13 protein-coding genes are annotated in these 10696 nt (G+C 47.9%); 4 read left to right on the top strand and 9 right to left on the bottom strand.

Features of this window, described 5'->3' with window-relative positions; translation table 11 throughout:
* A partial coding sequence (locus A3750_RS07255) for a M3 family metallopeptidase (protein WP_231871756.1) occupies nucleotides 1–1139 on the bottom strand: 1139 nt, incomplete at its 3' end.
* 98 nt (nucleotides 1140–1237) lie between these two features.
* Between A3750_RS07255 and A3750_RS07260 the strand changes: the two genes are divergently transcribed.
* Nucleotides 1238–1792, top strand: a complete 555-nt coding sequence (locus A3750_RS07260; protein WP_068452873.1) for a gamma carbonic anhydrase family protein — start codon at nucleotides 1238–1240, stop codon at nucleotides 1790–1792.
* 67 nt (nucleotides 1793–1859) lie between these two features.
* Here A3750_RS07260 and A3750_RS07265 read toward each other — a convergent pair whose 3' ends face one another.
* The 8 genes from A3750_RS07265 to A3750_RS07300 form a co-directional block, all read right to left on the bottom strand.
* Complete coding sequence (locus A3750_RS07265; RefSeq protein WP_068452870.1) at nucleotides 1860–2153, bottom strand: PA4642 family protein; 294 nt, start codon at nucleotides 2151–2153, stop codon at nucleotides 1860–1862.
* Between the two features lie 36 nt (nucleotides 2154–2189).
* Nucleotides 2190–3032, bottom strand: coding sequence for a flagellar motor protein MotB (locus A3750_RS07270; protein ID WP_068464546.1), 843 nt, complete (start codon nucleotides 3030–3032; stop codon nucleotides 2190–2192).
* Between the two features lie 8 nt (nucleotides 3033–3040).
* Nucleotides 3041–3808 carry a MotA/TolQ/ExbB proton channel family protein gene (locus A3750_RS07275; protein WP_068455898.1) on the bottom strand — a complete coding sequence of 256 codons (768 nt, stop codon included), beginning with the start codon at nucleotides 3806–3808 and terminating at the stop codon, nucleotides 3041–3043.
* Nucleotides 3809–3845: 37 nt separating this feature from the next.
* Nucleotides 3846–4673, bottom strand: a complete 828-nt coding sequence (gene aroE / locus A3750_RS07280) for a shikimate dehydrogenase (protein WP_068455900.1) — start codon at nucleotides 4671–4673, stop codon at nucleotides 3846–3848.
* 3 nt (nucleotides 4674–4676) lie between these two features.
* Nucleotides 4677–5582 (bottom strand): oxygen-dependent coproporphyrinogen oxidase, encoded by a 906-nt coding sequence (hemF, locus tag A3750_RS07285; RefSeq protein WP_068453150.1) that lies wholly within the window; start codon nucleotides 5580–5582, stop codon nucleotides 4677–4679.
* A gap of 49 nt (nucleotides 5583–5631) precedes the next feature.
* Nucleotides 5632–6198, bottom strand: coding sequence for an L-threonylcarbamoyladenylate synthase (locus A3750_RS07290; protein ID WP_068453148.1), 567 nt, complete (start codon nucleotides 6196–6198; stop codon nucleotides 5632–5634).
* Nucleotides 6199–6281: 83 nt separating this feature from the next.
* A complete protein-coding gene (gene dprA / locus A3750_RS07295) occupies nucleotides 6282–7418 on the bottom strand; it encodes a DNA-processing protein DprA (protein ID WP_156492266.1) in 1137 nt (378 codons plus the stop codon).
* An 83-nt stretch (nucleotides 7419–7501) separates the two neighbouring features.
* Complete coding sequence (locus A3750_RS07300; RefSeq protein ID WP_231871757.1) at nucleotides 7502–8530, bottom strand: LysM peptidoglycan-binding domain-containing protein; 1029 nt, start codon at nucleotides 8528–8530, stop codon at nucleotides 7502–7504.
* A gap of 227 nt (nucleotides 8531–8757) precedes the next feature.
* On the opposite strand from A3750_RS07300, the gene def reads away from it, so the two are divergent.
* The 3 genes from def to A3750_RS07315 all read left to right on the top strand — a co-directional run.
* Nucleotides 8758–9264, top strand: a complete 507-nt coding sequence (def, locus tag A3750_RS07305) for a peptide deformylase (protein ID WP_068453143.1) — start codon at nucleotides 8758–8760, stop codon at nucleotides 9262–9264.
* A 30-nt stretch (nucleotides 9265–9294) separates the two neighbouring features.
* A complete protein-coding gene (gene fmt / locus A3750_RS07310) occupies nucleotides 9295–10224 on the top strand; it encodes a methionyl-tRNA formyltransferase (protein ID WP_068453141.1) in 930 nt (309 codons plus the stop codon).
* Between the two features lie 56 nt (nucleotides 10225–10280).
* A partial coding sequence (locus A3750_RS07315) for a transcription antitermination factor NusB (RefSeq protein ID WP_304440179.1) occupies nucleotides 10281–10696 on the top strand: 416 nt, incomplete at its 3' end.

A 10696-nucleotide genomic window follows, 5' to 3' on the forward strand; every position in this document is an offset into this window, starting at 1 on the left:
TTAACTTCTTTCAATTGCACGCCGAACAGCCGACCTGCAACCTCAAACAAGCCGCTCAAAACAACAGGCAAAGGAAAATAGGGGCGAATCTCCTCCTGATCCAAATCAAACTGCTCCTTGCGCAACGATTCAGAAACAAAAGGCACATCCCAAGCCTCAAGACGACACAGCCCAAAGTGGTCTTTTGCGTAATCTGTAAGCGACTGCATCTCTCTTTTCGCCAAAGGCTTGGCTTTAGCGAAAAGCTCTTCTAGAAAATTCAGCACCTGCTCAGGGCTCTCTGCCATTTTTGGAAGAACCGATAAGCTCGCATAAGAGGGAAGATCGAGCAGCGATGCCTTTTGCTTTCGCGCCTCCATGATCTCCACCATTACTTCCTCATTTGCGTGTTCAGGAAGATGACCACCCTCGATAGAGGCCCGAGTAATGAAAGCCCGATACAATGCCTCGCGAACAGAGCGGTCTTCGCAATACTGCATCACGGGAAGGTATATGGTTATATCCAAACCAAGCAGGTAGCCTGAATTGTAGCCTTTCTGTTTCGCTCGCTCAGAGAGCCGCTCAAGGGTGGCATCAGGCACGCCCTTTAACACATCGGCAGTATCAATATACAAAGACCAAGCCTGCGTCGAATCGAGTACATTCTCAGCAAAGCGGTTACTTAAAGCGACGAGCTTTTCGCTTAACTGCTTAAAAGCATCTTTTTGATCTTGCGGCAACGCGACGCCGCTAAGGCGAAAACCGCGCAAAATATTTTCCAATACTTTGCGTTGCCCGTCATCAAGACCTTCTGCGGCAGCATTGACTTGCTCGTAAATTTTGAACAGAGCTTCGTTCTGGGAGACCTCAGATCGAAATCGCGTCAGCTTAGCCGACAACTCGTTATACACCTCGCGAAGGGTTTCGTTATCATCAACCGCCTTTAGATGAGAAAGGATCGACCATACGTGATCAATCCTCCGGCTAAGATCGCTTAAAGGCGCAACCGCAGAGCTCCATGTTGGATTTTCTTGCGAAATCACTTCCGCCAAGCTGTCTTGATAATCTGCAATCAACGCCTCAATAGCAGGCGCAAAATCGTGTGTTGAAAACTCATTGAAAGCGGGTAACTGCTGTTCCCGCAAAAGTGCTGTAGACATTAAGCCGACCCTAGAACTATATTGGTCTGAAGAAAGGGAATTGAAACATATTACTCTGTTCTTTCCCTGTAACAATTCACAAAGATTGGAATAATGCCATGAATTCTGTCCGCAAATACCTTGAGCATTCGCCATTGCTAGGCGAGCGCGTTTTTGTTGACCCAAGCGCGCTGGTCCTCGGAGATGTGCAACTGGGTGATGATTGCTCTGTTTGGCCTATGGCCGTCGTCAGGGGTGACATGCATAAGATAAGGATAGGAGATCGAACCAGCGTACAAGACGGATCGGTATTGCACATTACCCACGCAGGCCCTTTTAACCCAGACGGCTACCCCCTCATCGTTGGTGATGACGTTACGGTCGGACACAAAGCCTTGCTTCATGGATGCACAATCGGCAACCGTGTTTTGATTGGTATGGGTGCGATCGTTATGGACGGGGCAGTGATCGAAGATGAAGTTATTATTGCCGCCGGTAGTACCGTGTCTCCAGGCAAGCGCTTGGAATCAGGATATGTGTATAGAGGCAGCCCAGCAAAACAAGCGCGGCCGATTAGCGACAAAGAAAGAAACTTTTTTACCTACAGCGCAAATAATTATGTAAACCTGAAAAATAAGCACTTAGAGGATTTGAAAGAGCAAGGCCTGCTCTAATTTAGGCGACGCCATTGAAAAGACATCAAGATACAAAGAGCGGTGATTCACCGCTCTATCGATAACACTAAATCGCGCCGTGGGCCAGCAAGACTTCCAAATAAGGCGCAGCCTTTCCAAAGCCTTTTATTCTCTCTGACAGCGATTCGTTCTGAGGATTTTTCGCGTTGATATCTCTACCCGCCTCAACAAAAAACGGCACGAACCGCGCAAAGAACTCAGGTGTCATGTATTGATATGCTTCTTTCAGAACATGATAATCTGCATGTGTGTCGTCCCTCGGCTGCAACCCTAAAAACCCCTTTATACGCTCATCACTCCACTCTTCGCCTTCAACCTTAGGCTGGCTTGGACCACTCATTTACTACTCCTAAACTTTGTTTCTTTTGACTAGATATTAAAAGCTGATGCCCAAAGATTGGCACTCCGGGTCATAGATACTAATTTCAACTCGTCTGTTCTTGGCTCTGTTCTCAGCCGAATCGTTTGGTGCTAAAGGGTTTGTCTCGGCTCGTCCTGCTGCGATGACTCGATTCGCATCAATCTTATTGTTAAATATCAATTGATGCACCACACTGACGGCCCTCGCCGCAGACAAATCCCAGTTTGATCGAAAACGATTCCCTGTTACAGGCAAGTCATCGGTATAACCCGATACTACAATTTCTCCCTGGCAACTCGCCAGAACGTTTTCAATCTTTTCCAAGATCGGAAACATATCGTCTTTAATCTCTTCGCTTCCTGATGTAAACGTCGCATCTTCCGAGAAGCGTACAACGACTTTCTCCGAGTCAAAACTGACATTTAACGCATTGGAGACAATCTCTGTTTCAAGCTCTTCGACCAAGGTCTCCGTTAATTGCTCAATACTAGGGTCAATGCTGATTACATCGGCCTCGCCTTCGGACTGTTCGAGCAACTCTAGCTCGGCTTCGCCGGATTGCTCTTCAAACTCTTCAAATTCCTGCTCCAGATCAGACATCTCTTCTACCGGAGGAGCAGGCGGAGGCTCTTCAGCGAAGATAATCTCCCCACCTGCCTTACCAGAGCCCTCAAGAAATGAAGGCCCAAACGATTGTGCCAAAGACTGAGCCATCATCTCATATTTGTGTAGATCCATTTTGGAAAAACTGAGCAAAAGAATGAAGAAGGTAAGCAGCAGAGACATCAGGTCAGCAAAGGTGACAATCCAACCACCACCGCTTTCCTGCTTTTTCTTTCTTTGAGGAATCGCTGCCATCTAAACGCTTACTCTTCTTCGGTGACAGCAGCCTGCTGTTTTTGCGACAGGAACGAAGATAGTACTTCAGCAATGACTTTAGGGTTTTGGCCTTTCAGAATATTTTGGACGCTGGTGATCACCAACACCATATTGCGCTGCTCCTCTGCCGCTTTCATTCCCAGTTTTTCCGCACAAGGAATAGCGATTAACTGAGCGATGAACGCGCCATAGAACGTTGTAAGCAGAGCAACCGCCATCGCCGGCCCTACAGAAGACGGATCAGACATCGCGTTTAGCATTTGCACCAAACCGACGAGCGTACCCAGCATCCCCATACCCGGCGCAGTCTCAGCCATGCCCTTAAAGACTTTTTCAGCTATTTCATAGCGCTCTGCTTTTTGTGATAAGTCTTGAATTAAAATCTCTTCGATAAACTCCGGGGGATGACCATCAATACAAAGACTAATTCCCTTCTTTAAAAACGGATCTTCGATCTCAACGTTCTCAAGCCCGAGAATCCCTTCCTTGCGAACAATGGTTGCTAGCTCACGGACTTGCGTAATGAGGATGACCGGGTTCTCGGTTTTATCCATGAAGACAGTAGAGAAGGCGAGCTTAAACGCGTCACCAATCGTACTTAAACGAAACTTGATCAAGGTAATGAACAAGGTGCCAATGATAACGATGCCCAGGCCGGGAATGTTGACGAAGTCGAGAATACTTGAGTTCAACAAAATGGCGCCGATTATAACCGCGGCGGCAGCTAGCATCCCGATCAGGGTCGCTAAATCCATACTAAACCTGCTTTATGTGAACGTATTGTTCGTGTGTTTAACGAAGCGCTGCAATACAGGCGGAAGTGTCGGGCCGGATGTTTCTCCAAACGCGAAATGCCTCTGCAGCCTGCTCCACGAGCATACCCAAACCGTCCATCGTATGGCCAGCGCCGTTTTCTTTGGCCCAGCGATTGAAGACGGTCTCTTCATTCCCATACATCATGTCGTAAACATGCGTAGCATTTGAAAATATCTCTGGCGATATTTTAGGGAGTTCTCCAGAAAGGCTAGCAGAAGTTCCGTTTATCACCACATCAAATGCTGAATCTAAAGATGCAAAATCTCTCGCAACCAGCGCGCAACCGCACTCACGTATTTCGGGTCTCTGACTGTATCGGCCGACCAGAGCCTCGGCTTTAGAGAAAGTTCTATTGGCGAGTACAAGCTGAGATGGTTGAGCCTGTAAAACAGGCAACAAAACGCCTTTGGATGCGCCACCAGCGCCAAGCAGAAGCACTTTTTTTCCTTTAAGCGAAACGTCGTAATTCTGCTGAATATCGGTTACCAAACCACAGCCATCAGTATTATCGCCAACAAGCCTTCCAGCCTGCACATAGAGCGTATTCACCGCTTCTGCAATCTTTGCCCGGGGGCTTAAGTCATCACACATCGCAAACGCGCGCTCCTTGAACGGAACAGTAACATTTAAACCTTTGTTAGAAGGACTGGAGAAGAATGCTCGAACATTATCCTCGAAAGCATCCAAACATCCCTCTATGCGCTCATAAACCAAAGATTGACTCGTTTGCGCGGCAAACTGCGCGTGGATTTCAGGTGACTTACTATGCTTGATCGGGTTGCCAATAACTGCGTAACGATCCAAAACCTAATCCTCAATCCAGTTGCGCGGAACAAGATAATCGCTCAAACGCGCTTCTTCAGAGCCCTCTTCCGGCGACCAATCGTACTCCCAGCGCACCAGTGGAGGAAGAGACATCAAAATAGACTCGGTTCTCCCTCCGGACTGCAAACCAAACAAGGTGCCGCGGTCAAACACTAAGTTAAACTCAACATAGCGGCCACGTCGATAGAGCTGAAAATCACGTTGGCGATCACCATACTCCAACGTTTTGCGCTTATGTACGATAGGAGTATACGCTTTGGTATAACTGTCGCCTACGGCCTGCATATAGGCAAACGACTGCTCAAAACCCCACTCATTTAAATCATCAAAGAACAGCCCACCCACTCCGCGGGTTTCATCACGATGCTTTAAATAAAAGTAGTCGTCACACCAGTTTTTATGCTTTTGATAAACATCTTCTCCAAACGAATCAACGGCCTGCTTTGCTGTTTGATGCCAGTGAACGCAGTCTTCATCAAAGGGATAATAAGGTGTTAAATCGTATCCGCCACCAAACCACCATATTGGTTCAGCACCCGGTTTTTCGGCGATAAAAAAACGAACATTTGCGTGGGATGTTGGTACATACGGATTCCTAGGATGCATCACCAGTGAAACGCCCATTGCATGATAAGAGCAGCCAGTAAGTTCGGGCCGCGATGCGGTTGCAGCTGGAGGCAACTGATCGCCTTGCACATGAGAAAAGTTAACTCCGCCTTTTTCAAAGACTGCGCCATCGGTCATCACTCTGGTTCGACCACCGCCACCTAGACGTCCTTCTCGCGTCCACGCATCCTCAACAAACTTGGCAACGCCATCTGCCGCTTCTAAGTCTTTACATATGACATCTTGCAAGCCAAGAAGATACTTCTTAACGCGTTCTAACATGATGGTTCCTGAAGGTAATGATTGAGTGTTGAATTCGTTTCCAACTGAGTTAAATTCGAACGACTGTGCCCGTTCTTAAATCTCTTATCTGAGAGGCCTGTCCTGCACCACCCAGCGGCGCAGACAAGCAAAAATCTAGCGCATCATGAAAATAGTGTTTTACTTCGCAGAGCGATCTAGCAGACGGTTTAGAGGCCGGGTTAGCCGAAGTGGATATAACCGGACCACCAAAATGTTGGCTAAGCGCTGCACACACCGGATGTTGGGTAAGCCGCATGGCAACAGAGGAATGCTGTCCCTTAACCCAATAAGGGATTTGCGAACGAACATCTGGCACCAGCCAAGTCGTCGGCTTATCCTGTGGTGCAAAAAACCGCTCAATAAGCAAGTCTTCCAGGGGCTCAAGATAAGGTAGAAAATGCTCTGCCTGACCAGAGACGAGAATCAAGCCTTTATCGATAGATCGCTGCTTCAGTTCCAATATCCGTTCAACCGCTTTCGGATTAAATGGGTCTGCACCTAATCCCCAAACCGCTTCGGTGGGATAGGCAATCACGCCTCCGTGATCTAGCACCTTTGCTGCAAGCATGGCTTTCCAGTCAAATGAAGCGTGCATTCAAGCCCTCACTGCTCTAAACAGAATAGGCAAGGCATCAGACCAACAGCGGGCTACCTCACCAAAAGTAGCTCGAATTCTACTTAAGATGCGCGCTGATAGCCACCTGCGACTTGCGCAATCACACCGTCTATTTCTAGCTTTAACAACAATTCGGATATGCTTTCAAAACTTAGCTCTGAAGCAGCATACAGCTCATCAAAACAGAGTACCTGATCCGACAATAGCTCAAGAATAGACTGCTCTTCATTCGACAAAACAACATCTCTAGGTCCTTCACTGGCAAGGGATGCAATGCTGTCGCGACCAGAAGTTGTCGGGCACGTCGCTGCGCGGCTTAAATGAAGATCCGCAAGCAATTCTTTTGTGGACGGCACGAGGCGAGCGCCATCTCGAATCAGCTGATTGCACCCCTCACTTCCAATATTGATTGGTGAACCAGGTAAAGCATAAACATCTCGATTTTGTTCCAACGCATAACGCGCAGTAATCAAGGAACCGCTTTTAATTCCTGCCTCGACAACCAGTACGCCACGCGACAAGCCAGACACAATGCGATTTCGACGCGGAAAGTTATGCTTTAGAGGCGCAGAACCAAGAGGCATTTCTGAAACGAGCAAACCTTGCTCGATTATCCTATCCCGTAAGGCACGGTTGCGCGCAGGGTAGCAACGATCCAGACCGGTTGCCACTACTGCAATGGTATCCCCATCAGCCGCGAGAGCACCCATATGCGCTGCCGTATCAATTCCGAGCGCCAAGCCACTCACCACTGTCCAGTCATGCCTAGCGAGTTCAAAACTAAATTGCTCGGCAAACCCTTTATAAACCGGCGAGGTTTTACGAGATCCAACCACGGCCATGCAATCGGTACCAAGCAACCCCAGACGTCCTTCCGTGTAAAGTAACGCTGGCGCCAGATGGATCTCCCGCAAAAGATCCGGATATTCTGGATCAAAATAACTAATCAAGGCACGATTAGCGCTTCCTAACCAACTCTTAACGCCCTCCGACAAGCTGATATCAGATTGCCCAAGTAATGCTGAGACAGAATCAGCCAAAGCGGCATTGTTTAATAACATTCTAAGCTCAGCCTTAGTCAGGCTAGGCCAATGCGCAATATCAGAGGAGTGCTGTCGTAAACCGTGGAACGCTTTTAGTCCAAAACCCTGGATTTCCGAAAGCGCTAGGCACAAACGTGCGGAAGAAGAAATGTTCATATGATCGTCCTTGATCAAAAAAGCCACCCAAGGGTGGCTTTATCTAACAATATATTCTGAAAGCGGCTAGATGCCGCTTCGTATTAAGGCGTACGAACCTCATCCATAACCTTCAAAGGTCGCGTAGCTTTCAGTATCAAGCCGTAGCTTAGTTTATCAAACACTCGGAACACCATCATCAAGCCAGCACGCTCCGAGGGCAGCTCAATTTGCTCTTTGGTGTAAGGATCTCTTACTAAACCACCCGACTTATAAATCGCCAAAACGTTACCAACCTCAATCCCTTCTCGCGCGCCTCGGTTAATAATAACCACATTGTACTGGCCAATATTGCCGACACCTGACTCGACCGCGATCATTTTTCCGCGGATATCGCTTTCAGGTTTGCTCGGTGTAAAAGTCGAATTAATTGTGCGATCTTCAGTTGGCAGAATTCTATCACCAACGCGTAATTCCTCACTTGAACGCTGAACCGTAAGCGTCAACACCTCACCATTTGCGGCGTCCACTTTCGCTGTAGCAATCGACTTCGCTTCAAGCCCAAGAAACTCTTGCGTATCCGGGTCAATATACTGTTCGCTCTTACGATAAATACCAACAGATGCGGCACCATCCACCGAACCTCGAGCAAAAACCTGATCTCCCGCGCCCGTGATGAGATGCTGTTCTTTACCGACTAAAACATAGGGTGCGGCCTCTAGCTCCTCAACATCAACAATACGATTTGACGACAAGAAGCTCGCAATCGCATCAAGAGGAATCGTTGGTATGGCCGTCTCAATAGGCTCTGAGCGAACTGTCGGACTCAGCTTTTTCACGCCGTTGTTAGGACCTTCCTTCAACGTTGTGATCTTGCGTTCGCCATCAATATAAATTAGGCCGATCACATCACCGGGATAAATAAGATGCGGGTTGGAGATCTGCGGATTTGCATGCCACACTTCTGGCCACAACCATGGTGACTTCAAAAAACGTTCTGAGATATCCCAGAGTGTATCGCCTTTAACAACGGTATAACGCTCGGGATAGTCTTCTTTAAATTCTGGCGATGCCATAAGTTGAAAACTCAACAACAATAACGCCGCACATCGAATCAAAATCTTGGGGATCATGGTCTGCCTATAACTCTTATCGTTCACGTAATTGGTGCGTATGCTTTAAAGAGTGACGAACATAAGCGTCTCCTCATTAAGGCACCTTCACACTACCCATCTAAAAAACTATAGATGAGAGCGCAGCAATTTGTACTAAATTACCTTTCTATTAGATAATAGTAGCAGTGTATTCGTGATATACACCACAAATTGAGCATTCATCTTTAAGAAGCAACTCTAAACCTATGGCGATATTAGAAATATTGGAATACCCAGACCCGCGACTTCGCAAAATTGCAAAGCCAATTAAAGAAGTCACGCCCGAGATCTCAACATTGATCGATGACATGTTCGAAACAATGTACGATGCTCCCGGCATTGGGCTTGCCGCAACACAGGTCGATCGGCACATCCAGCTGATCGTCATGGATTTATCAGAGGATAAAAGCGATCCGCACGTTTTTATCAACCCTGAGATTACTGTGTTAGAGGGCGACCCAGAGAAAATGCAAGAGGGCTGCTTATCCGTTCCTGGCTTCTACGAAGATGTTGAACGCATTGAGCACGTATTGATCAAAGCCTTGGATCGTAACGGAAAAGCTTTTGAACTTGAGGCTACGGGCTTGCTAGCCGTCTGTATCCAGCATGAGATGGACCATTTAAATGGCAAACTATTTGTCGATTACCTAAGTAAGCTAAAACGCAACCGCATAAAGAAGAAATTAGAAAAGCAGCACCGCGAAAGCGCTTGAGACTTTTAACTCCGCGAATTGAGAAGTACATTGAGAATAGTATTTGCAGGAACGCCTGAGTTCGCAGCAGCGAGTCTTCATGCGTTGGTGGCCGCTGGCCACGACATTGTAGCTGTCTACACCCAACCGGACCGACCGGCTGGCCGAGGCAAAAAACTAATGCCTAGCCCCGTTAAAGCGGAGGCCATAGAGAAAAACATACCCGTATTTCAGCCTTTGACACTCAAAGATGAAGATGCTCAGGCAGAATTAATCGCGCTCAAGCCAGACCTAATGATCGTTGCGGCTTATGGCCTGATCCTGCCCAAAGCCGTGCTCGACATCCCAGCTTTTGGTTGTGTGAACATTCATGCATCACTACTGCCGCGCTGGCGCGGCGCCGCCCCTATTCAGCGCGCGATTCAGGAAGGAGACACAGAGACCGGCATCACCATTATGCAAATGGACGTCGGGCTTGATACCGGCGATATGCTTTTAAAAGCATCTTGTCCTATAACCGAAACGACCAATGGCGGCGAATTACACGACCAGCTAGCGGACCTAGGTGCACAGTGCATTCTTGAATATCTAAAGAAACGGGACTCTATCGAATCAAAAAGCCAAGACGATACGCTAGCAACTTATGCGCACAAGCTCACAAAATCCGAAGCACATGTTGATTGGCAGAGCGATGCAGCGACCATTGCCCGTTCAGTGCGCGCTTTCAACCCGTGGCCCGTAAGCTATGCGGAAATTGGCAAAGAGCGCGTTCGCATCCTTGACGCGAACGCCGTGAGCTCAAGCTTCGAAGCAGCGCCAGGCACAGTTCTTGAAAAAAGTAAGGATGGCATTGTCGTTCAGTGTGCGACAGGCGCTCTGAACATCGTCCGACTCCAACTAGCTGGAAGCAAAGCTGTCTCGGTAAGCGATTTCGTCAATGGCGGCAAAACCTTGCTTGATCCAGGCACAGTGCTTAACTAGGTTGAATTTTCTTCAGTTGCGCCATTAACGCTCAACTGATATTCAAAGGTAATGACATGAACGTAAGAACGCTCGCTGCTCAAGCTCTGGAAGAAGTACGTTCTGAAAAACGTTCTCTAAACACAGTGCTTCCCAAGGTGTTAGATCAAGCACTGCCTGCAGATCAAGCCTTATTGCAAGAGCTTCTCTTTGGTAGCTGTCGTTGGTTTTTCTTTCTCGACCAAGTTGTATCGGGCTATCTTCAAAGGCCCCTGCATCGCAAAGACACATTGAGCAAAACGTTTCTGATTGTCGGCGCGTATCAGCTGCTTTTCACGCGCATCCCAGATCACGCGGCAATCCACGAAACCGTCGAGGCTGCAAAAGAGCTAGGGCTTGAGAACACGAAAGGCTTGATTAACGCCATACTCCGGCAGATAGCGCGCGATGAGAAGCCCGAAATAGATGCGAGCGCTATTGAGCAGAGTTTCCC

The sequence above is a fragment of the Oleiphilus sp. HI0079 genome (assembly GCF_001635105.1).

Coding starts and splice junctions, on each gene's coding strand:
- A3750_RS07260 (WP_068452873.1), top strand. CDS start 1,238: ATGAATTCTGTCCGCAAATACCTTGAGCATTCGCCATTGCTAGGCGAG.
- A3750_RS07265 (WP_068452870.1), bottom strand. CDS start 2,153: ATGAGTGGTCCAAGCCAGCCTAAGGTTGAAGGCGAAGAGTGGAGTGAT.
- A3750_RS07270 (WP_068464546.1), bottom strand. CDS start 3,032: ATGGCAGCGATTCCTCAAAGAAAGAAAAAGCAGGAAAGCGGTGGTGGT.
- A3750_RS07275 (WP_068455898.1), bottom strand. CDS start 3,808: ATGGATTTAGCGACCCTGATCGGGATGCTAGCTGCCGCCGCGGTTATA.
- hemF (WP_068453150.1), bottom strand. CDS start 5,582: ATGTTAGAACGCGTTAAGAAGTATCTTCTTGGCTTGCAAGATGTCATA.
- A3750_RS07290 (WP_068453148.1), bottom strand. CDS start 6,198: ATGCACGCTTCATTTGACTGGAAAGCCATGCTTGCAGCAAAGGTGCTA.
- dprA (WP_156492266.1), bottom strand. CDS start 7,418: ATGAACATTTCTTCTTCCGCACGTTTGTGCCTAGCGCTTTCGGAAATC.
- A3750_RS07300 (WP_231871757.1), bottom strand. CDS start 8,530: ATGATCCCCAAGATTTTGATTCGATGTGCGGCGTTATTGTTGTTGAGT.
- def (WP_068453143.1), top strand. CDS start 8,758: ATGGCGATATTAGAAATATTGGAATACCCAGACCCGCGACTTCGCAAA.